General features: G+C 64.4%; 18 protein-coding genes. 6 read left to right on the forward strand and 12 right to left on the reverse strand.

Annotated features, from left to right (window positions below):
* Positions 1-204 precede the first annotated feature (204 nt).
* The 8 genes from EPN51_RS08240 to EPN51_RS08275 form a co-directional block, all read right to left on the reverse strand.
* Positions 205-1,821, reverse strand: a complete 1,617-nt coding sequence (locus EPN51_RS08240) for a PEP-utilizing enzyme (RefSeq protein WP_293040182.1) — start codon at positions 1,819-1,821, stop codon at positions 205-207.
* Positions 1,818-2,888: an SRPBCC family protein gene (locus EPN51_RS08245; protein ID WP_293040185.1), complete on the reverse strand. Its 1,071-nt coding sequence runs from the start codon at positions 2,886-2,888 to the stop codon at positions 1,818-1,820. The genes EPN51_RS08240 and EPN51_RS08245 overlap by 4 nt, the downstream gene beginning before the upstream one ends.
* Positions 2,889-2,891: 3 nt before the next feature.
* A complete protein-coding gene (locus EPN51_RS08250; protein WP_293040190.1) occupies positions 2,892-3,932 on the reverse strand; it encodes a tyrosine protein kinase in 1,041 nt (346 codons plus the stop codon).
* Positions 3,933-3,959: 27 nt separating this feature from the next.
* Positions 3,960-5,051: a tyrosine protein kinase gene (locus EPN51_RS08255; protein WP_293040192.1), complete on the reverse strand. Its 1,092-nt coding sequence runs from the start codon at positions 5,049-5,051 to the stop codon at positions 3,960-3,962.
* 37 nt (positions 5,052-5,088) lie between these two features.
* The gene (locus tag EPN51_RS08260; protein WP_293040194.1) at positions 5,089-6,771 is read right to left on the reverse strand and encodes an NAD(P)/FAD-dependent oxidoreductase; all 1,683 of its coding nucleotides are present in this window, start codon (positions 6,769-6,771) and stop codon (positions 5,089-5,091) included.
* The gene (locus EPN51_RS08265) at positions 6,768-7,961 is read right to left on the reverse strand and encodes an LLM class flavin-dependent oxidoreductase (protein ID WP_293040196.1); all 1,194 of its coding nucleotides are present in this window, start codon (positions 7,959-7,961) and stop codon (positions 6,768-6,770) included. The genes EPN51_RS08260 and EPN51_RS08265 overlap by 4 nt, the downstream gene beginning before the upstream one ends.
* A gap of 140 nt (positions 7,962-8,101) precedes the next feature.
* A complete protein-coding gene (locus EPN51_RS08270; protein ID WP_293040198.1) occupies positions 8,102-8,737 on the reverse strand; it encodes a TetR/AcrR family transcriptional regulator in 636 nt (211 codons plus the stop codon).
* Positions 8,734-9,612: a TetR/AcrR family transcriptional regulator gene (locus tag EPN51_RS08275; RefSeq protein ID WP_293040200.1), complete on the reverse strand. Its 879-nt coding sequence runs from the start codon at positions 9,610-9,612 to the stop codon at positions 8,734-8,736. The genes EPN51_RS08270 and EPN51_RS08275 overlap by 4 nt, the downstream gene beginning before the upstream one ends.
* Positions 9,613-9,970: 358 nt before the next feature.
* On the opposite strand from EPN51_RS08275, the gene EPN51_RS08280 reads away from it, so the two are divergent.
* From EPN51_RS08280 to EPN51_RS08290, 3 genes are read left to right on the forward strand one after another with little or no spacing between them, the layout of a single operon-like run.
* The gene (locus EPN51_RS08280) at positions 9,971-11,575 is read left to right on the forward strand and encodes a PEP-utilizing enzyme (RefSeq protein WP_293040203.1); all 1,605 of its coding nucleotides are present in this window, start codon (positions 9,971-9,973) and stop codon (positions 11,573-11,575) included.
* Positions 11,572-12,603, forward strand: coding sequence for a hypothetical protein (locus EPN51_RS08285; RefSeq protein ID WP_293040205.1), 1,032 nt, complete (start codon positions 11,572-11,574; stop codon positions 12,601-12,603). The genes EPN51_RS08280 and EPN51_RS08285 overlap by 4 nt, the downstream gene beginning before the upstream one ends.
* Positions 12,600-13,229, forward strand: a complete 630-nt coding sequence (locus tag EPN51_RS08290; protein WP_293040208.1) for a TetR family transcriptional regulator — start codon at positions 12,600-12,602, stop codon at positions 13,227-13,229. The genes EPN51_RS08285 and EPN51_RS08290 overlap by 4 nt, the downstream gene beginning before the upstream one ends.
* Positions 13,230-13,427: 198 nt before the next feature.
* Here the strand turns inward: EPN51_RS08290 and EPN51_RS08295 are convergent, their stop codons facing one another.
* Complete coding sequence (locus tag EPN51_RS08295) at positions 13,428-14,291, reverse strand: hypothetical protein (protein ID WP_293040210.1); 864 nt, start codon at positions 14,289-14,291, stop codon at positions 13,428-13,430.
* A gap of 131 nt (positions 14,292-14,422) precedes the next feature.
* Entirely contained in the window at positions 14,423-15,028 is a 606-nt protein-coding gene (locus EPN51_RS08300) for a TetR/AcrR family transcriptional regulator (RefSeq protein ID WP_293040213.1), read from the reverse strand.
* 147 nt (positions 15,029-15,175) lie between these two features.
* Between EPN51_RS08300 and EPN51_RS08305 the strand changes: the two genes are divergently transcribed.
* From EPN51_RS08305 to EPN51_RS08315, 3 genes are read left to right on the forward strand one after another with little or no spacing between them, the layout of a single operon-like run.
* On the forward strand, positions 15,176-16,192 hold the full coding sequence (locus EPN51_RS08305; RefSeq protein WP_293040215.1) for a hypothetical protein: 1,017 nt from the start codon (positions 15,176-15,178) through the stop codon (positions 16,190-16,192).
* 5 nt (positions 16,193-16,197) lie between these two features.
* On the forward strand, positions 16,198-17,832 hold the full coding sequence (locus tag EPN51_RS08310) for a PEP-utilizing enzyme (protein WP_293040217.1): 1,635 nt from the start codon (positions 16,198-16,200) through the stop codon (positions 17,830-17,832).
* Between the two features lie 57 nt (positions 17,833-17,889).
* A complete protein-coding gene (locus EPN51_RS08315; protein ID WP_293040219.1) occupies positions 17,890-18,861 on the forward strand; it encodes a hypothetical protein in 972 nt (323 codons plus the stop codon).
* Between the two features lie 47 nt (positions 18,862-18,908).
* Here the strand turns inward: EPN51_RS08315 and EPN51_RS08320 are convergent, their stop codons facing one another.
* Positions 18,909-19,919 (reverse strand): hypothetical protein, encoded by a 1,011-nt coding sequence (locus tag EPN51_RS08320; RefSeq protein ID WP_293040221.1) that lies wholly within the window; start codon positions 19,917-19,919, stop codon positions 18,909-18,911.
* 22 nt (positions 19,920-19,941) lie between these two features.
* Positions 19,942-21,540 carry a PEP-utilizing enzyme gene (locus EPN51_RS08325; RefSeq protein ID WP_293040224.1) on the reverse strand — a complete coding sequence of 533 codons (1,599 nt, stop codon included), beginning with the start codon at positions 21,538-21,540 and terminating at the stop codon, positions 19,942-19,944.
* Between the last annotated feature and the right edge of the window lie 287 nt (positions 21,541-21,827).

The raw sequence follows: 21,827 nt of genomic DNA on the forward strand, positions 1-21,827 counted from the left end.
GCGGCGAATTCCAAATCTTCGACACCGACGACATCACCACCGGCCCCATCTGCAAAATCGAACTCCCCTTCCACATGGGCTGGACCCCACACGGACACTGGATGGACTTCCGCTAACGCGGCGACGAGCCCGGAGCGATACGGTAATCCGCTGCGAACGCGGCGTTTACAACGATGTCGAGGTGGCGAGCTGGTGCTGCCGACGTTAGCGGGTCGGGCTGCGCCGTCGCGCCGACTCGAGGACGTCGACGACGCCTCTGCCACCGTCGATACGAACAACGTCGCCGTTCTTCAGGGCTCGGGTACCAATCCGGGTGTTGATCACACACGGAATTCCGAGTTCGCGCGCGACGATGGCCCCATGGCTGGAGGGCGCACCGACGTCGATGACGGCTCCCGCCGCAAGCATGAACAACGTTCCGTATGACGGGTCCGTCGACTTGCAGACGAGGATCTCACCTTCCTGCAGCTCCGCTGCATTCGGATCGGTGACCACTTTCACCCGGCCCTCGACGACTCCGGGGCTGGCCGCCAGACCCTCGATGCGCACGGTAGAGGTGGTGTCGGCGTGTTTGGCTATCTGGGTGGGTGTGCCCTCCCAGGTCTGCGGGACATCGAATGCCGCGTACGTGTCGCGCCGGGCGCGGCGAAATTCGACCTCCGCGCGGTAGTCGCGTGATACCCCGGCCTTCAGTTCGTCGATCGTCAGGAACGCGACATCGTCTGGGGTATCGATCATTCCGTCGGCGGCCATCGACGGCCCGACGATACGCACGGCGGCGCGCGCGACGTCAATGCCGTGCAAGTAGGTGGCCTTGCCGGTCTCACGCAACGCCCACAGTTTGTCGCTCAGCGACAACACCATCTTGGCGGCCGGACGGCGATGTGGGGGCAGCGCAGCCATCAACTCGGCCGTTGCTGCGCGACGGCGCCTTCCGACCTCCGCGGCGCTGCGCAGCGGAGCCCGGTCCTCGTCCATTGCGCGGTACGAGTCGACTGTTGCGTGCAGTGCGCGCGGATCCTCCCGCCACGCCACACTGGTCACGGCGCCCTCGCCCGGGCAGTGGAACCCGTACTCGGCCAGGAAACCGTCGAGATCTCCGTGGCCGCGGGACACTCCCCATAGCCGGTTCAACATGTTCACCTCTTGCAAGGAGCCCAGGCCGCGGGACAACTCCAGTTCGAGCTCGGGCCTGCCGACGCTCTCCACGAGCGTGCGGACGCGTCCCAGGACGCCCTGAATGAGCATGGTGCCCAAGGTGTGCGGCCGCATCATCGCGGTCATATGGTCGTGCCCCTCGCGGAGTTTCGCCCGAGCGGTGGCGGCGTCGGCGTCCTTGAGTTCGGCGATCGACCGCTGCCACCAACGCTGACTGACCGGCATTTCCCGGTTGATCCGCCCCGCAACGCCCAGCGCCGCGCCCGGCGCCTTCACGGCCACGATCGGGTAGCGCCGCAGCGAGCGCTGGCTGGGAATGCCCTCACGCGGATTGCCGAACAGGTCGCGCTCCATCGCGTCACCCGAGGTGCCCGGCATCGAGTCGGCCAGGCGGCGAACGAGATCGACGTTGACCGAATAACGCCCGCAGATCAGCGACGAGATGCGCCGATCGGAGTCGGCGGCATGCACGACATCGCGTTCGGGAACCACTCCCATGTCAGCAAACGCTCCCAGGGTGCCTCGGTTGACCGGCTCCAGCCAGAACGTCCCGCTGAGCGGGTCGACGACACCGACCAGGTTCTCTTCGGCGTTGATCGTTGTCCAGCAGGTGTTTTCGCCCCCTGGCTGGTGCAGTGGATCTGCAAAGCCCTTGTCGTTCAAGCCATCACCTGCCGGTAGTGTCGCCAGATCGCCCGTTGAGTCACCTCGTCGGTGACGTGCCCGGCGAGATGACCGTCGGCGTCGCGGTATTCGCGGCCCAGCCCACGGCTGAGGTCCAACCATTCCGGATGACGGGCGGTCACCCCTCGTTGGTTGCGTTCATACATCTCGGCATCGTCGGCCAATAGCAGTCCGGCGGGCCCGACTGAGCCCATGGTATTGCGAAAGAGTTTCGAGTTCAGTTCGGCCGCATCGTCGAGTTGTAGGGCGGTGACCAACTGCACCGTACGGTCCACGGCGCACGGCGCGATGACGAATACCTGGATCTCGGCGATGAACAAATTGGGGAAGATCATCGCGTGCGGCGGCCCCTCGAGGATGTACTCGTCGGCTCGCTCACCGTAGGCGTCGTGCATGCGCTGCATGTATTCGGGCATCTGTGCCGGTGTAGCGCTTACCCAGGACAGCGGTCCCGCCTGCCGGAACTGGGGCGCCACCACCAATTCGGTGTGGCCTTGGTCGAGCGCGCGTGCACCCGCCACCGACCGCCCGTCGAACAGCCCGGTCAGTGGCCCTCTTGCCACCGAGAAGATGGAGCCGTGCACAAACGTCGGGTGATACCCGTCAACCTCGTTCTCCACCAGCAGCTTCCAGTTGGCATTGACCTCGTGTTCGAGCCAGCCGCAGTCCAGGCGGACCTTGCCCGTCGGGGACAGCCGCGCGATCTGGTCGAAAACCGCAGTCGCGTCGCCGAGGTGTTCGTCGAGCCCGGGTCCGTCGGCGGCGAAGGATCCGAAGACGAAGCCGTGGATGGAGTCCGCCCGCGCTACGCCGTCTATGTCCACCGTGCCGTCGGAACGGCGTAGCAGGGTGACCGGACGGTGCGCTATCGCGCGGCGGATGGCATCACCCGGTGCCGGGATCTCGCTGTCGTGTCCGACGAAAACCCAGCCGCGATACCAGATGCGTCGCAGCTCTTCGGCGTAAATCTGGGGATCGGTGTAGAGCGAACCGTGTACCCGGCTGTCTTCGATCAGGCCGTCCAGATTGAAATCGGCGATTGTCACAGCTCAGACTTCGCTGTGCAGGAGTGCCGATCTGGGTGAGCGGCGATTCATTGAGTGCTGGAATGCCTGGTCCCACCACATTTCCTGCGCCGAGTTGTAGGCCACCCGGCCCTTCGCGTCCCGCCAGCGGTACAGCGCCTGCCGCAGAATCGAATGGTTCCAGGTGGGCAGTGCGGTCATGGCCATGGCCTCCGCGGTGAGTTCGTGCGTGGCGCCCGTCGTGTCGACCGCAGAGACCTCGAACGCGGACACCATGTGCAGGTACGGGTGTCGCGCGGTGGCGTTGAGGTGTACTGACGCCACCTGCCGCACTTCCCCGTCGACAATCACCCAGGCGTTGTGGAATGTCGGCCGGTCGGCCGGTACGTCGAACACGCCTTCCCAAGACGGATCGGTGCCGGGCGCTTCGTATCCCACCTGGTTGAAAGCAAAGTCGTTGTACCAGACCGGCGTCCAGATGGCAGGAGGGAACACGATCGCGTCGCGGTACTCCGAGCGGACCTGCCCCCAGGACCGGTCGCGCCCGTCGACGCTGTCGAACTCGTAGCGTCGGCCGTCGAGGACCAGCTGACCCATGTTGCGCATCATCTGCTCCGAGCCCCCCTTGGCCCGCTCCCCCGTTGCGCCGTGCGCATCCTCGCCGGGTATCACGTGTCCGCGGGCCAGCAGCGGTGTGACACCCGTCGACTCAACCTCCAGTGCCGTCTTGCCGTCCGGACTGCGGTAAGTGATCCGGAATCGCTTGCCAGGCTCGAGGATGTCGACTCGCAGCCCGTTGGCCATGGTCAACACCCCGTTCTCGAAATCCGGCCATGGCATGGTCATCTGGTAGTCCATGTACGCCATATCGGGCGGGTCGAGATTGTCCAGGCCGCGGAAGACGCACAGGCCGCCCTCCGACATTGAGAAGTACGGCTTGCACTTGACGTAGGCGAAGATGCTGATCTCGTCTTCGGGCACCGTGAAAAGCCAAGCGTAGGTGTAGATCAGGTGTGGGTCGAGCGTTTCACCCGGCTGTCGATTCGGCAGGATGAGATCCGTCATTCGGTCTCGGGTCGGGAACATCTCGCGTCACACCCCCGTTGGCGCCGGGGCGGGTGAGCGGTAAACACGTTGTCCCGCACGCTCGTTCATGGTCCGCATGTAGATGTCGTCGAACCACATTTCCTGATAGGTGTTGTCGCATTCGCGTCCGTCGTCGGAGCGCCAGTGTGCGGTACCGACGCGGATGGCCGCGTTGGGCCACGCGACGGCGTTGCACATCGCCGTTGTCTCACCGTAGAAGTGGAATCGCCGGCCGCCCTCCACCTCGACCTCGACCTCTTGGCGTTGCGCCGAATACAGCACCGGGTGGCTCTCGTGCACCGTGCGGATCACCTTGGTGACCGGCAGGTCCTCGCCGTCGACCATGATCCACGCGAAGTAGTGCGAGGGTTTGGCGGGATCCACGTCGTAGAGGCCCGTCCAGTTGGGATTCGTGCTCGGGGAGACATAACCGGCGGAGTTGAAGATGAGGTCGGGACCGAAGTACATCGGGGTCCAGCCCACCGGTGGCAGCGTCGGGATCTGGGCCCGGCGATGTTTGGACTCGGTGCGAATCTGTCGCCACGACCGGTCCCGCGGGTTGTAACAGTCGACGTCGTAACGCTTTCCACGCAACATTAGTTCGCCGGTCACGTGCATCATCTGTTCGGTGCCGCCGGGTGTCAGCGCCGGATCGCCGTGCAGATCCTCCCCGGGAATGATGTGTCCACGCGCGTACAGCGGGGTCACCGCCTCGGCGATCAAGTCGAAGCTGGCCTCACCATTCGGGCTGGTGTAGGTCAGGCGATTCGTGCGTCCCAATTCCACGAACTCGATGCGCAGGCCATTGTCCGTTGTGAGGGACTTCTCGTCGACGGTGGGCCACGGCATGGTCATCTCGTAGTCCATGTAGGCCATGTCGAGCGGGTCGAAGTTCTGGTCGCCCTGGAAGATCAGGACGCCGCCCTGGCACACCCCGAAGGTGGGCCTGCCCAGGAAGTAGATGTAGGCGCCGATCCGCTCCTCGGGGATGTGCATGCCGTGGTAGTAGGTGTAGAGCATGGCCGGGTCCCAGTTGGCGCCGGCCTTGGGCAGCGCCAGGTATCTGTCGGATTCGGGTGGGTGGGTCGCGTGCGGCACGAGGGTCTCCTTTGCGGAAGTGGTCGGGGGTCGGAAGTTACGAGCGATCGGATTGGGCGTCAGCGGAATTCGACAGCGCCCGGTCCCGGGCCCGCGCCTCCTCGACCGCGTGATTGGCGACGCCCTTTTTGTCCTCGCGGCGGAACAGCTTGATCATCGTCTTCGCGGCGTTCTGGCCCGGCATGCCGCTGATACCCGCGACGGGGTGGGTGCCCGAACCGCTGAGAAACAGTCCGGGGACCGGCGTGCTGTAGCCGGCGAACCCCCAGGCGGGCTTGGCGGGGCCGAACCGGGTGATCACCGGGTCGACGTGATAGACACTTCCGTCGACGGCGTTGAACCGCTCCTCGATGTCGGGCGGCATCAACGACTTTCGAGCGATCTCGAGCTCATCGAGGCCCTCGTAGTAGAACGAGGACTGTTCGATCACGGTGTCGGTGATGGCCTTGCGCGCGGCGTCCCAGCCGGTGTGGGGGTCGAAGGGCACCAGACCGGTCCAGAACCACCAGGTGTCCTTGTCCGGGGGGCCGAGCGACGGGTCGAACGCGGTGGTGCAGTAGCCGAGGCCGGGAACGTGATCGGGCACCTCGCCGCGGATGCAGGCCTTTTGCGCGTCGAGGGTCTCCTGATAGGTGTGGAAGCTGTTCAACGGGACCTTCAGGTTCAGCCCGTCACCGCGCCACTGCTCCATCTTCTTCATCGTGATCTTGCCTTTGAGCACCACATTGACTTTCGCGTCGGCGAACCCGCGGCCGCTGGTCGGGATGTGCGCAACCCGGTTGGCTTGCCTGCGCGGCAGAACGCCCTCGGGCAACAGGCGATTGAGCGTCTGGCTGGGCGAGAACGCGGTCAGCACACCGCGGCGCGCATACAGTTGCTCGTCACCGTTGACCTCGACGCCGACCACCCGCCCCGCCCGGACGACCAACTGGGTTACCTTGGCGCTGGTGCGGATTCGGCCGCCGTTGTCCGCGATCACTTGGGACAGCGCGCGCGGAAACGCGCCGGTGCCGCCTTCGAACATCGACACGCCGTACTTGGACAGGATGCCGAGGTAGATCAACGACCAACCACTGGCGTCGGAGTGGTAGTTCATGAACGGCAGTCCGATCATCAGTGCCGCCCTGATGATGTCAGATTCGAAGCGCTCCTCGACGGTTTCGGCCTGCGTCGCACCTGCCCACCGGATGATCTCGCCGAGCTTGCGGCTGTGCCGTGCGGCCCGCACCAGGAACTTGCGCACCGCGGGGAACTCGGGATGGCGCGGGTTGGTCTGCATGAGCGGTAACCCGATCTCCATGCCCGCGGCGATCACCTCGTACATGTCTAGGTAGGCCTTGGCATCCTGGGGTGAGAAGTACCGCAGCTCGTCGGCGACCTTGCGGGGGTCGCGCCACAGCGCGAGGGAACGGTGGTCGAGCTGCATTTGCACATGGGCCGGATCGGTAACCCGTTGCCGCAGACCGTACTTCGTCGACAACTCGAGGTCGGCGTCGATGGTGGTGGTGCGGAATAGCGAGGCTTGCACCGAACCCTCGTTGACCAGGTGGTCGGGGGCCTCGGGGAAGATCGCGTTGGTGGCCGTCATCCCACCGAAGACCGGTGACGCCTCCAGGACCAGGACGTCGAGGCCGGCCTTGGCCAGATAGGCGGCCGCCACCAGGCCGTTGTGACCCGCACCCGCGACGATGACATCGACGGAGCGCTGTGCCGCGGTCACAGCGCCGCCCCGCTTGCCGCCGCGCCCGCCATTCCCTCGGGGATCGGCTGACCGTTGCGTTCGCGCAGCAGCCGCACCGTCTCGGTGACCAGCGCGAGCGAAGCCGCACTGTCCGCGAAGTTGCCGCTGCCCACGAACGCCGCGTAATTGATGATGTTCAGCCAGTCCAGGCCCGCGTCGATGTAGGGCTGTAGCTGATCGGCGACCTGCTTCGGGGTGCCGCACGCACGGGCCCTGCGAACCACCGACGGGGGCACCTTGTCGATCACCGCCAGTGTGTCCTCGCGGGACCAGTCGGTCGAGATGATGTCGCGAGAGTAGTTGTAGTCGGGGCGGATCGGGTGCTCGATGATTCCCCAGCTGTTGAACACGTTCACGTCGGGAATCAGCGCGATCGAATCGAAGCGCAGCAGCGGATGGTTCACCACCGCCTCGGTCTCGTCGTCACTGGCGCAGATCAGCCCCAGGATCAGGGCGTAGAAACGCAACGCCTCGGGATCGCGGCCCGCTTCCTCGGCCCACCGCTTGATCTGGCGGACCTGAGCCGCGTAGTGATCCGGGTCGCCCGCCGCCGGCAGCATGGTGATCCAGCCGTCGGCGTACTCGGCGGCGATCTTCATTGCGCGACCACCACCCGCGACCAGGATCGGCGGCGCCTTGTCGCCATAGGGCATGGCGGTCATCACCGCCTTATCGAGGCTCCAGATCGGGCCGTCATAGCTGACCGGCCCGTCCGCGTCCATCAGCAACTTCTGGATCTTGATGGATTCTTCGAGGTGGGTGAAGGGCTTGTTGCGAGCCAGGCCGTACGGCTTGAAGTGGCGTATTTCGCCGGCGCCCATCCCGTGGAAGTAGCGGCCCTGGGAGAGGTGGTCCATGGTGAGCACCATCTGCGCATAGTTGGCCGGGCCGCGCCGGATCGCGTCATTGACGGTGATGCCCAGATTGATCCGCTCGCTGTGAGCGGCGGCGTCGGCGCACAGCGCCCACGCGTCGAAGTTCGTGTCGATGTCGAAGACTTCCGAACCCGGCGCGATGTCGGGAGTCCAGATCGACCGCGGAATCGTCATGCCCATCTGATCGGGCCAGATCATGAAGTCGTAGCCCTGAGCTTCGAACATCTGGGCGGCCATCCGATTCATCGTCACGTCGGTCAGCGAGCCGCATGCGCCATACCTGATATCCCTCATTCAGACCCTCCCACTGGGCACGTCTCGTGCTACCGCGACGTGTGAAGCACGTCACGCTGTGGGAATCCGATCACAGTTTGGTTTTCGTTGTCAACACCGTGTCCAGAATCATCAAACCAAGTGTCGACAGTCTGTCCTGGCTAGTCGGACACAGTGTCAGCAGCGCAACGGTAGAGCGCGCCCCAGACGAAACTGGTGAAGCCATCGAGGGATCTCGCGATTTCGGCGTCCGTCGCCCAGTCGGACACCATCGACGCGTTACGCTCCCAGCCCCAGATCAGCCAGTCCGCCGTACCGGCGCTGAGCAGACCGGGATCGATCCAACCCTCACGCTGGCCCCGCTCGATGTGCTCGCGCAGCGCCAATGCGATCGTCTGCAGCAACTGCTCGTACGCCGACTGCAGGCGCGGGTCGGTGGGCGCGCCCTCCGACATCGCCGCAAAGAGCGACCGCCGCACCCTGTGGGCGTCAAGCAACTCGCGTAACACAGATCGCAATTGCTGATTGGAGTTAACCCGTTGCAGGCCAGACCATTTCGCGGTTGCATCTTCGATCTCGGGCCGGGCCGAGTCGAACCAGGCGAGGAGAAGGTCGGCCTTGTCGTCGAAGTAGCTGTAGAAGCGGGTGCGCGGCATCCCCGCCTCGCGGGTCAGTCGCTCGACCGAGATTGTCGAGTAGGCCAGGCCCGTGTCGACGAGCCGTTCGGCAATCGCAATGAGCCGAACGCGCGCCTGCGCACGCAGCTCCCGCACGGGCGCCCGCACGCGGGTGCTCACGCCGCCCCGCGGTAAAGGACGTTCCAATACAGATCCGTCATCACCGTGTGCCAGCGCGCGGCATCGTCGGGGGTCGACGGTGCGACCAGCATCGTCAGACTGCGCTCGGCGGCCCAGTTGAGCCAGGTTCCCGTCGCTTCCGGATCCAAACTCGCGTCGATGAATCCGGCCGCCTGGCCGATTTTGATGTGGCGAGCGACCAGGCCCGCGGACTCGCGCATCAGACCGCCCCACTGCTCGCGGATGGCGGCGTTGGTGGCCGCGGCATCGCTCATTGCCCGCATGATGACGCGGTGCTTGACGAAGGCGAGGATGATCCGACGGGTTCCCTCGTGTAGTTCCTCCCGTGACGCGATGCGATCGCGCTCCCACCAGTGCGCGGCGGCGTCGAACAACAACTCCTCGAGCACGTCGGCTGCCAACTCCTGGAGCAGCTCGGTCTTGTCGGTGAAATAGGTATAGAACGTCGAGCGCGACAGCCCCGCCTCCGAGATCAGCCGCTCCACCGTCAGTCCCGCGAATGTCTCACCGTGGTCGAAAAGGGCCTCGATCGCGGTCAGCAACCGGGCCCGCACCACATCGCGCCGCGTCGCGTGCAGCGACCCGATTCCCTCGCCGCCCAGCATGGCCGCCACCACAGCGCCGACCGCCATCCGTCGCTCGCCGGACAGACGCACCTGCGCCGACGAGTTCACCGAATAAGAGCTGTCGGCGGTATCCAGACAACCGGCATCGACGAGCTCTGCGAGCACGGCCTCCGCTGCGCCCACCGTCATGCCGGCGGCCGCGGCCAGTTGCGCCGTCGGCCGCCCGGCGTCCTCTGCGACTGCGAGCAGCATCCGGCCCTGGGCACTCAGCAGGATGATGTCGGCCACGTACCGAAGGTTACTGCGCGCAGTCGTCGCATCGAATGAGGCGCGATGGTCGTCACCCACGGTGTTTCGGTGATCACCATCAACGGTGCCCGCACGCGAGGGAACTCGTTACACGGCGTGTGTATCCGGGGTTAAATTCCGCCGCACGCCGAAGGCCGTGGTCGTCGCAGGCGCCATCGAGGTGAACCTGGCATAGATCGCCGGTGCGCCGAAATCTGCTTCACACACCTTGACGAAATAGAAGTACACACCGTATACATGCGCTCATGGACTACGCGGCCGAGGCAGTGGTGGCGAATCTCGGCGCCGGTACCGACGCACTGACCGCGTCGGACAACCCACTTACCGGCGAGGGCCAATGACGCTGGACCTGCACGCGCCCAACCCGATGCACCGTGTGTCCGGGCCGAATGACGCCTGGTCGACGATCAACACCCGGGAGAACTACCAAGGCGTCATGAGCCCGCTCGGCGCGACGCTATGGCTGCCGATCAGTGATCTGGGCGTCAACGGAACCTTCCACGATCTGGGCGTGCTGCGCCGTGACGAGGTGGTTGTGGGCAAGACCGCGCAGGATTCTTCCTCGACGGTTTTCTACGGCCGCTACACAGCGAGCATCAATTACTTCCGCCGAATCAGCGATCTGATTCCCGGCCAATCGGGCGCGGCATTCGAGGAGCAGATTTTCGGCTCCTCGCGCGAGGACGTCGTACCGGATTCATCGAGCAGACGGCGCTATTTGTTCGTGGCCACAAAAGCGCCGATCACGGCAGTGCTCCTGCCGCGGCGCATTCGTGAGATGTCCCGGAAGATAGATACCTGGTGGCGGCTCGCTACCTCGACCGACGGACTGGCCCGTCCGGTCGACGAACAATTCGCCCAGTCGTTCGAGATGCTCGAGTACGCGATGCGGGTGCACGTTGCCGGAACTTTCGTGGCGCAAGGGGTGTTTGACGCGCTCGCCAAACTGGCCGAGTCCGTCGGTCGGCCGGGGCTGCACCTCGAGTTGTCCACCGGTTATGGCCAGATGGTGGAGACCGAATTCGTTGCGGCACTGCATGATGTCGCAGAGAACAGGTCAACCATGTCGGAATTCCTCGCCGAGTACGGCTTTCGGTGTGCGGGCGAAATCGAGGTGTCCAATCCGTCGTGGCGGGAGCGTCCGGAATTGGTCCAGCGGATGGTGGAGAAGTACAAGGGCGCTCCGCATCGGCCCGATCCCCACGCCCAGGCGGCGGCCCGGGCTAGCGCCCGGCAGCGGGCCGAGCGCGAATTGCTGGCGGCCCTGCCGCGGTGGAAACGCCCCCTGGGCCAACTGCTGCTGAGACTGGGGGCCACCTTCATTCCACTGCGGGAAGAAGGAAAGGCCGCGCTTGCAAAAGCTTTCGACGGTGCGCGAGCTGCCTGCGGCGTCCGCGGTCGTGAACTGGTCGCGGCCGATGTGATCGATGACGTGGACGATGTCTTCTACCTGACCCTCGATGAGATCCGGGGCGCTCCACCGGTGGACGCCCGCGCGTTGGTGACGGCACGGCGCTGTTTGCGTACCGCTTACGAACAGATCGACGTGCCCGACGCTTGGGTGGGTCCTCCCATCGCGGTCAAATTGGGAGAGCATGCCGAAGACCGAACGGCTTCGTTGACGGGTGTGGCCGCAGCGCATGGGGTGGCCGAGGGCCGTGCCCGCGTGCTGGCCAGTGCCGACGATCTCGATGACTTGGAGCCCGACGAGATCCTGGTCTGCCGCACCACCGACCCGTCGTGGGCGTCGGCGTTTCATTTGGCCGCCGGCGCGGTCATCGACATCGGATCAACGTCGTCGCACGGCGCGATCGTGGCGCGTGAAATGGGCATGCCGTGCGTAATAGGTACTGGCAACGGCACCCTCGTGCTGCGCACCGGTGATCTCATCCGCATCGATGGGGGTTCCGGCACGGTCACCATTCTTCAGAAGGCGAAATGAGCGGCAACACTTCGTATTTCATGAATCCACAAGTCGCGGACTCGTTTGGCGCCGTCGGCCCGGACGACGAGGGCATGCACCGCGCCGAGCGCGACAGGGTAAGCGATCCCGCGCTCGTCGAGACGGTATTCTGCGGCTTCAGCATCCCCGAGGCAGACGTGCACTGCCTGAACTACATCTGGCTGCACCCGAATCTGCGGCTGATGAGCGGCGGCGCGTGGGCCTGGCAAGGCTTCAAACGCACCCAGTTGGAAGCCGAGCTGTTCGACATGCGCGACTTCATCCCCGACCGGGCCATCACCGACGACGGCGGTGATCTCCTCGACGTCACCCTGCCCAACGGCTACCGGTACCAGGTGCTCAAGCCCTTCGAAGAGATCCGGATGAGCTACGAGGACCCGAGTCGCGGCAACTCCATGGACGTCTCCGCGACGGCCGTCATGCCGCCGGCGATGCTGCCCTCCAACCGGCATTTCGACCAGGTGATGCGGACGTCGGGCACGCTGACGCTGCGCGGCGAGGAATTCCGGGTGGACGGCTTTTCGGTGCGAGACCGCTCGTGGGGCGAGGCGCGCACCGAGAATCCGACTGGGATGTCCGGAATCCACTGGCTGGTAGCCATTTTCGGAGACGACTATGCCGTTCACGTCACCGGCCTGGAAAACCCCCAGACCGCCCAGTGGCGTGATCGGTTCGCCGAGGACGCAGCGCTGTCTCGGGCGATGAATCGCGGTTGGGTATGGCAGAACGGACGCCTGCACACCGTCACGTCAGCCCACATCGAAACGGACTGGGATTTCACCGGACGTCGTCAGGTCGCCCACCGGGTCGTCGTCATCGACGAGACCGGGACCGAGCACCGGATGCATGGGCAGATCCGCGCAGCGGCGAATTGGCACACCTGGTCCAATGTCCACATGAACGTCGGCCTCGCGCGATGGGAGTGCAACGGACGGGTCGGGCACGGCGACAGCCAGGTGGCGATGTGGACCGATTTCGTACGCGCCGCCTTCGGGAATTCCGCTTGACTGAACCGTCGGAGCGCGGCTACCGAAACTTCCTCAGCCTGGACGCAATCGTTGCCGAGGCGCGAGCGGTAGCGGATGCCGACGGACTCGACGCGGTGTCCATGCGAGCTTTGGCCGACCGACTCGGCTGCACTCCGCGTGCGTTGTACCGGCACGTGTCCGACAAGGAGGAAGTGCTGGAACTGCTGGCGGACCGCGCCCTCGCCGACGTGTCCGTGCCGTCACCCAGGCTTGCGTGGCAGGCCGCGCTCCTGGAGTTCTTCACCGGCATGTACGAGCTGTTGGTGGCCTCGCCGGCGGTCGCGAAGATCATTGCCCAGCAAGCGGTCGCCGGTAGCCAATTTCGCTCGCACGCAGATCATTTGGTGGGAGTCCTGCTCGATGCGGGTTTCCCGCCTGACGTAGCCGTCGAAGCGATAGTTGCGCTCGCGCAGTTCACGTTAGGCGCCTCGCTGCCAGGCACCGGACAGCGGCTACACGACATCTACCGCGCTCGCCTACCCAGCATCGATCAGGAAGCGGTTCCCGCCCTGCCCCTCATAGCGCAGCACTTCGGCAACGACGACGCGGGTGGGCGGTTTCGCACGGCGCTACGACGATTGATCCACGCCTACGAAGGCCTGTGATCGCCATTTTCTGAATTCGTTAGTTCACAACAGGATTCCGTTACTCGACGCACAGCCGATCCTGCCGTCGTGCGTTCGTCCCGTATTCGACGTCGATTCTGGGTGCCCCGAGTCGGGACACTGGTCCGCTCGTCAGATGCAACGGCCCCTGCACTGGTGACGGTCTGGTCGGCGGTCCAAGCACTGGCAGTGCGGGCGTTAGCTGGAGGAGGCACCCACCTTGTCGCCCTGGTCTGCGCGGCCGGCCCGGTCGAATTCGAGTGAATGCCAGTCCGGTAGTGATTGCAGCACGGGCATGAACTTCGCGAAAGTCCAGAGCGTCAGCACCGTGACGGCCGCGGAGACGAGCGCCGCGAAGTGTTTCACTACCGACAGAGTGTCGAAGTTGAGGGCGGCGTAGACGGGCCAGCCCGTCCACAGTTCCCATGCCCCGAATGCGGCAGGAACGATGAAGATCGCCGAAACGGCACCCGTGTTGCCGAACCTCTTGATCAACAGGAACAGCACGACTGCGCCGAGCAGCTCACCGAAATTCGTGAAGACCCACCACAGCGGGAACCCGAAGAGCCGGAAGGGCTGATCGCCGTAGTACTGGTAGACCTTGGCGTTGATGAGTGGGATCTCGATCAGTCCGTTGACAACAACCTGCCACGCTGCCACCGTCCAGAACGTGCGGCGGCTGGCGCCGAGTTTGAGCATCAAATAGAAGACCCAGCACTGGAATCCACCGAACTGGATGTAGAGCAGCACCGCCCACAATGGATAGTCCACCGGGAACGCGGCCTGGGCGAACGCCTGAAAGACGACGGTGTTACCGCGATTGAAATGCAGGTGGCCCAGGACATCCCAGAGCGGCTCGATGGCGTTGCAGAAGATGCCACCGATGCAACAGAACAGCAGCACCGCGGTGCGCTTGAGCATGATTTCCCCGATAGCGGCGATGAGGCAAGCGGCGGCGGTGGCGACGCAGATCCACGTCACCACGGTGCTGGTTGTAGCACCGAGTGCGATCGAAAAGTCGGGCACGGGAACGGGATTGACCCAGGACGTGGTTGCCGTCATGGCAATCGGCTCCTTTGCGTAGACAGGCTCGTTGGCGAGCGTATGTGCGCCGCGTCACACAGCCAGAGTGATACGAGAATATTATCTGCGTATCGTTAGGTCAACAGGTCGATGCCGAAAGCGGCGAGAACTCAGGGCCGCGATAGGACCGGTGGAACGATGAAATCGGCGAAGAACTCGCGTGCGTCACGGGCGACGTTGTCGAACAACTCGTTGCGGGTGGACAGTTGCACCTGCGAAGCCAAAAACCATCGGATGATGCGCTCATCGCTGAGGCGGTCGTTAATCTCGCCGCGCGAACGCCCATAGGCCAGCACGGGATACCAATAATCGCTCTCGGCGGCCATGATCAGCTCGTCGCCCGCCACGATCGAGGAGGTGATCTCGATCATCTCCTTGACGACCACCAACTGCGTCATCTCTTCGGCGCGGTGAATCTCGTACCCGAGCACCAGCGACTCCACCAACACCGCCGCCACCGGACCGTCCAGCGGAATTTTCTCGCGCCGTATGCCATTGGTGATCTCGATCTCCCGTTCGAGGGCCGAGGCAATCAACGCCTCACGACTGGCGAAGTAGCGATACAGGTTGGGCCGCAGCAGCTGAGCCTCGTCGGCGATCTCATCCATCCGCGTGGCCATCACACCGTTGCGGCGGAAACACACGCGCGCGGCACTCAGGACACGCTCGCGCACCTCGTCCGGTGAACGTCGTCGAATCGGATCGGGTTGAGCCACGGCTAACAGTGTGCCAAACGAACTTACCCCGCAGAAGACCCCATTGATACAAAAATCATCCATGCGTATCGTTAGCCTCCGGGTCACCGCCCGTCAAGCGTCACGTGAACCCCGCGTATGCGGCCCGCGCGAACAGGAGAATGCCCGATGTCCGAGTTCAGTCCCTTCGCCGACTTCGACTACCGCACGGTGGTCGGTGCGTTTCGGCCGACGGTGGCGTCGATGCTGCCGACGAAGACCTACCACGGCCTCGGCATGCAGGTTCAGTACATCTACGGATTCCTCCAGGACGATGTCGGCAATTCCTATGTGGTGGAGCGCAAGTTCATGGGCTCCATGACCGGTGGTTGTTACGTGATGTCGACGGAGCACGGCTCTCTCCAGGTCCTGCCGGCCACCAGTCGCAGCGCCCGAGGAGAACTGCGCCGCAGTTCGACTGCCGGCAATCGACGCTGGGCCGAACCCGTGATGCAGCGACTCGCGTCCGGTGTGGCGCCTGCCGATGAGGCTCCCCTGACCATTGATCTCACCGACAGCAATATCACCTGGGACGAGGGTGACATCCTGCATCTGGAAGGCCAGACCGGCGCACTGGGCGTGCAGGCATTCGCCCCGATGCCCGACCAGCCGTGGTTTTATTCGCAAGTCCCCCACCGAGCTGAAGGCACGCTCCTGGGCAGACCGGCGCGCGGAATCGTCGTCCTGGAACAGGGCTTTTGGCCACACGGCATCGAACCGAAGGAGTTCGCGTTCTACGCCGAATTGGAGATCAGCTTCAATGCGTTCGGCAATCTCCTCGACGACGGCGCGATGCAGTGGGGCATGATCGTCAACGGCAAGCGGGGCCTGTCCTGCGCGGTCGTCGTCGAAGACCTCAACGGTGAGGGCACGGTGCTGACCGCCGCCAGCGACCACACCCAGCACTACGTGTTCGACGCGGGTGGCCATATCGACAGCTCGACAATGGAAGCCGACGGTAACGTCTGGGAGTTCCATGGCGACAAGACCGGCTGGATGGACGAATTCGCCAATTCGCGATGGGGTGGCTACGGGTCGCAAGCGGGGTCGACCACCCGTCGCGGTGACGTTCGGGTGCCGACCTTCAGCTACGGGTGGTTCGAGTACTTCGCCGACCGAATTCCTGCCGGCAGCCGTACCAATTGACGACCGTGTCGGACAGCCATTTCACCGATCCTGTAGCGGGATCCAGTGAGCCAGAACGCTTCTGGACCACCACCAATGTCGCCGAGGCCACGCCCGATCTGTTGTCGCCGCTGTGCTGGGACATCTGGAGTGACGGCCTGGAACGTGCCTGGCTGCAATCGATGTTCGACTTCGGTCTTTTGTCCCGCCACGAAACCGCGATGCACATCGATCCCAACAAGCGCTCCACCGCCGCCATTTACGGCCGTCAAGTCGCCAACGTCGCCGTGATCCGCACCGTGATGGGCCGACTTCCCGGCGTCAGCCCCGACGACGTCGAGCGGGACCTTCTTGGCAGCGTCCGTTCGGATCTGCCGCAAGAGCCAGGGGCCGGTCGGCGGCTGCCCGTCATCGCGGTACGTCTGCCGTGGGCAATGCTGCGCACCACCGCCCTGGTCCGTTCCATGCACACCCGCAACCGCCAATGGTGGCGCACCGATGTACTCGGCAATGCCTCCCATACGCCACCGTTACAGCGCCTCCGGGCCTCCAGCGGCAGGTTCGCCGACGCGATGAACCTGCACTCACGCATCCGGTTCCTCGTCCCGGCCGCCGAGGGCGCGGTTGCCTCAATCGCAGCGGCGGCCTCGGCCGACCCAGAACACACGCGAAAGCTGCTGAGCGGCTTCGGTAATGTTGCCGAGACCGCGCTAGCAGACGATATGTGGCGAGTGAGCCGCAACGACTTGACGATCGAGGCCTTCCTGTCCGAGTACGGGTTCCACGGACCGAATGAAGGCAATGTCTACACGAAATCCTGGCGGGAACAGCCCGAACGGGTGCACGCGCTGGCGTCCTCCTACCGCGGCCGCGTCGACGTGCCCCGGCCCCGCGACCGCGAACGCGACGCGATACGCTCCCGGGTCGAGGCAGAAAGCCTTGTCCTGCAAGAACTTCCTCGTCACCGACGACTCGCACTGCGGTTTGCGCTGCGCCGCGCAGCCAACCTGACTCGGAATCTGGAGATGACCAAAGCGTCGTACCTTCGGGCACTCGACGGCGCCCGAGCCGCCGCTCGCGACCTCGGACGGCAACTCGTGGCGCAAGCACTGATCGACGAGGTCGATGACGCGTTCTTTCTCACCATCGGCGAACATCGCGATCTCGCCAACGGGCGACTCTGCGATGTGAAAGAGCTGATTGCGTATCGACGGCTCCAACGCACCCACTACGCGAGTATCGAGCTTCCAGTGAGTTTCACTGGAATGCCGACCGGCATCGCGTCGTCTGCGCCAGCGCGACATGACCAACCCACCGAGGCCGCCAACGGAGTTGCCGGTGGCGGCGGACAGGTCCAGGGTCGAGCACGCGTGGTGCTCGACCCCAATGACGATGTCGATCTGGATTCCGGCGATATCCTGGTGTGCCGATACACCGATCCGAGCTGGGCGCCGCTGTTCGGGACCGCTACTGCCCTGGTCATCGACATCGGGTCGGCGTCAAGTCACGGTGCCGTCGTGGCTCGGGAGCTGGGCATCCCGTACGTGATCGGCACCGGCAACGGCACCGCGATCATCCGCGACGGTGACCAGATCCTTGTCGACGGCGCCACGGCCACCGTGCGGGTGTTGGCCCACGACACACCGACACCACCTCGATGACAACCCAACCAAGCGCCCCGTCCACTCTGCCCTTCGACGACCCAGGAGATCCGCTCGATGGACGCCAACCACCCCACTTTCCCCGAGATCGCCGGATGGAGCGAGACACGCTGGATCGGTACCTGGAGCCCGGAATCGCAGTGCGGCCTGTGGCTGCACGTCGGCCGTTGCCGGGAAGACCTCGAGCTCTGGTGGGTGCAGACGAACGTCTACCTGCCCGGCGAGCGTCTCATCGTGAGCCGGTCCTGGTGCCGTAGCGGGCAGAGTCCTGTCGTGCTCGACGGCAACCTGCGGCTGTGCGCCGACGAAGAATTCCAACGCTTTTCACTCGCGTTCGACGGCGCAGGGGAACTGTGCACCACTGCCGCACTCGCCGAGAAGACCGCGGGCGCAGGAATTGCCGTACCATTTCGCGTCGAGCTGTCGGCCCACGCCGCGGCTCCACCGTTCGATCCGTTCGGCGGTCATGGCAACGGCGAGGCGTGGGCTTCCCGACACACACAGCAGACCTACACCACCACCGGCACAGTGACATTCGAGGGAACTACGCTCAACCTCGACGGAGTCGGCTACATCGACCACTCCAGCGGACCACGGTCGTTCGCCGGCGTGGGCAGCCACGTCTTCGTCAATGCTGTTCTCCCCGAGGTGTCGGTGCACGCCATGGCGGTGCGAGGTCACGATGGACAACTGCAAATGGTGGCCGGCGCGGTGTTCTCCGACGGTTCGGAATCCAAGATCGTCGCGGTCGACATGCCCAATCTCACCGATCTCATCGGCGGACCGCATGCGTTCCCACTCCGGATCGACAGTGTCGACGGCCAGAGCACCACACTGGACGTCGAGATCGTTCACACGCTGCCCGTGACGATCACCGACCGCAACGACAATCTCAATGGTATCGGCTGGGATCTGCCCGATGACACGTTGATCCTCACCGAATGCGTGGCCCGGCTCACCGCCGCCGATGGATCGGTCGGCTACGGTCAGGTCGAGCGCAGTGTGCGCCGCAAAAACTACCTGCGGTGAAAACTCGGGTGGCGCAACGCCACTAAGCGCAGCGGCGAAAGTCCGTGCTAACGGTCGAGGCCCTCGTCGATGAGACGGTCCACGAACCCTTCCAGCCAGGACAAGCCGGCGACCAGTGTGCGGTCATCGCCGACCTTACGGAGGTAGCCGTACTGGGCGCGGTAGTTGGCCCACCGGGATTCGGAGAACTCCGTCATGCGACCGGTAATCGGACCCTCGAATTCGTACTTCTCACCGGCCACGTCATAGACAGCCGCCAGCGGCCACCCGGCGGGATCCAACTCGAACTTGGCAGTGACTGTCGGTGTCATCGCCGCAACCTCCTTGCCGCGGATCACAACACCCGGGGTGAAGCCGTCTTTGCCGTTGACGAGGTGTCCCCACTCAAAGGTGCCGTCATCGAATTTGTTGCAGAACACCTGCCACATGATCTGCAGATCGTTGAAGTAGCCGTACTCTTTCCACTCCAGGCCATGGCGCCAGTAGGCGTTGTCGTACCAGATCGGCCCTTCAACGTTCTTGCCCTGGATGGTGCCCGTCATCCAGTAGCAGGTACTGGTGTAGATCAACGGCTCATGGAACGACGGTACGAAGAACTGCATGCCGTTGCCCACCGACGGCCCTTCGATGGACAGGATATCGCCCTCGTCATAGGCCAGATTGGCGCCGTTCCAGTACAGCGTCATCGGCTGTTCCCCTTCGGGAAGAGTGCCTTTCGGCAGACGCTGGAACACCGGATCCGACCACTTGCGTTCCACGCCGCCGATAACGCGGCGCAGTTCCCCGCGGGCCGAACGACCGGAGTCTTTGTGCACGTTGAGTTCCTGGCTGGGGTCACCGTCCTGCGTCATGATGAATCCGCCGCTAGTCAGGGAACCGACGAACTTCCGCTCGACGCCGTAGGTGAGGCCCTCGTCATCACGCAAGAATCCGTAGAGCCACGTCGCCTGAACGTTCAACCCGTGCAGCGGTTGATCGACCTGCATGTGGGCGGGGTCGGGATCGAACGATCCCACCACCACGCGGTGCCCGAAGTCCCCGAATGTCTGTCGTGCCATGGTGTTTCAACCTTCCCTTCGATTAGTATGCTGCGAGGTCGTTGTTGGCGCGCGCCAGGATCGTGACCGTGCCGTCGGTGCCGTTGACCCGGACCCGGTCGCCGTCGCGCAGCACCGCGGTGGCGTTGCCGACGTTGATGACGCACGGAATGCCCATCTCTCGGGCGATGATCGGGCCGTGGCTGTTGGGCCCACCGATGTCGAGCACCAGGGCGTCGGCCATGCCGAACAATGGTGTCCAACTGGGATTCGTGGTGCGGCACACCAGCACCACACCGGGATCGATATCGTCATCGGCGTCATCGACGACGCACACCACCCCCTCGACGGTGCCCGGGCTGCCGGGGATACCCGAGAGCGCATCGACGTCGGCTACCGGTTCGGCGGTGGCACGCGGAATCGTCTCGGGCACACCGTGGAAGGTCATCGGGATGTCGAACGACAGGTACTCGGCCCGCCGCGCCTTACGGAATTCGACGATCTCCCGGGCTTGTACGGGCGGACGCTGCTCGAGCTCGGCGATGGTGAAGAAGAACACGTCCTCGGGGTGGTCGATGACGCCGCGATCGGCGAGATCGAGCCCGACGCGCCGCGCCGCGGCGCGGCAGCCGTCAATGGCCATGTGATAGGTGCTCTTGGCCAGTTCAAGGTTGCGCACCTGCCTGGCGGCGTGGGCGAAGAGCTGCCTGGCCAGCGATCGTTGCAGCGGCCGGCACGCGGCCAAGATCTGACGTTCCGCATCGATCCGCGCCTCGGTCGCCGCGCGGGAACGGACATCGGGATCAGCACGCTCGGCCAATGCCCGCGCGCGTGGCAGCAGCGCCTCGGGATTCTCGCGCCACGCCCGCGTCCACACCAGCCCTTCGTTCGGGCCGTAATAGCCGTAGCGCTCCACGAAGTCCGCGGCGCTAATCTCTCCGGTGCCCAGGAGGCGCATGTCGCGGCCCAGCGACAGCTCCGTGATGTCGCCGTAACCGGCGAACACAGGTAACGCCAAATCAGGGCGGCCGACCTTGTCGGCCAGACTGACCAGCGCACCCTGCACACCGGTGATGAAAGTCCGCACCCGGATATGCAGTCGCATCGTCTCCCGGAAACGCACGCTGGCATTGCGCAGATCAGCGACGGGGTCAGTGGAACCGTTGCCGTGCAACACTTCCCGCGTCCACCATCGTTTCGTCTCGGCGTTGGATTCGATCAGCTCCACACTGGTGCGGCGATAGCAGCGCGGCAGCCGCCATACCATCGCGGGTACCCGACGATAGGAGTTCCGCTGCGGCGGCAAGCCATCCCGGATGCTGCCGCAGGTGTCGCGCTCGAAATCATCAGGGGAGCCGCCGGGGATCGTGCCCATCCGGGCACGGACGTAATCGACGTTCATCGCATGCCGACCGAAGAACACCGCGCTTTGCCGCATGTTGGGATCCTGCGGCAGGAAAATCTCGGACTTCGCCATGATGCCGAGGTCGTACCAGCCCTCTCGGGTTGCAAGCTCGAAGCTGTCCCACACACTCCAGTCCAACGGGGACAGCACCCCCGGCGTCACTTCACCCGTGTTGGCCAGTGTCCAGAAGCGGCCCGGTTCCGAGGTCCCTCGGACCGGGTCGGTGATCTGCGTCAAGAGAACTCCTCGGCCCCCAGCGGCCACATGGTGCGCATCACAGTGTGATTAACGATACGAGAATATGATGTGTGTATCGTTACGTCAACAGCCTGTCTGGGCGCCGGCTCACCATCTCTGCGCGGCCGGCGGAGGAGTTGGTCGCTCGATGCCATCGAACACGCCATCGGGACTCGCCGCGGCGAAGGGGTATTCGATCTCAAAGATGTCGTGCACCATACGGATCGGGGATCTTGAGTACCGCGGAGAGATCCCGCCTGTCGATCTCATCTTCCGGATATCACAGC

This window comes from Mycobacterium sp. (genome assembly GCF_004298145.1).
Taxonomy (GTDB): Bacteria; Actinomycetota; Actinomycetes; order Mycobacteriales; family Mycobacteriaceae; genus Mycobacterium.

Bases quoted from the DNA above. Each gene is read 5' to 3' on its own strand.
- EPN51_RS08250 (WP_293040190.1), bottom strand. From the start codon at position 3,932: ATGACGGATCTCATCCTGCCGAATCGACAGCCGGGTGAAACGCTCGAC.
- EPN51_RS08265 (WP_293040196.1), bottom strand. From the start codon at position 7,961: ATGAGGGATATCAGGTATGGCGCATGCGGCTCGCTGACCGACGTGACG.
- EPN51_RS08280 (WP_293040203.1), top strand. From the start codon at position 9,971: ATGACGCTGGACCTGCACGCGCCCAACCCGATGCACCGTGTGTCCGGG.
- EPN51_RS08285 (WP_293040205.1), top strand. From the start codon at position 11,572: ATGAGCGGCAACACTTCGTATTTCATGAATCCACAAGTCGCGGACTCG.
- EPN51_RS08295 (WP_293040210.1), bottom strand. From the start codon at position 14,291: ATGACGGCAACCACGTCCTGGGTCAATCCCGTTCCCGTGCCCGACTTT.
- EPN51_RS08305 (WP_293040215.1), top strand. From the start codon at position 15,176: ATGTCCGAGTTCAGTCCCTTCGCCGACTTCGACTACCGCACGGTGGTC.
- EPN51_RS08315 (WP_293040219.1), top strand. From the start codon at position 17,890: ATGGACGCCAACCACCCCACTTTCCCCGAGATCGCCGGATGGAGCGAG.
- EPN51_RS08320 (WP_293040221.1), bottom strand. From the start codon at position 19,919: ATGGCACGACAGACATTCGGGGACTTCGGGCACCGCGTGGTGGTGGGA.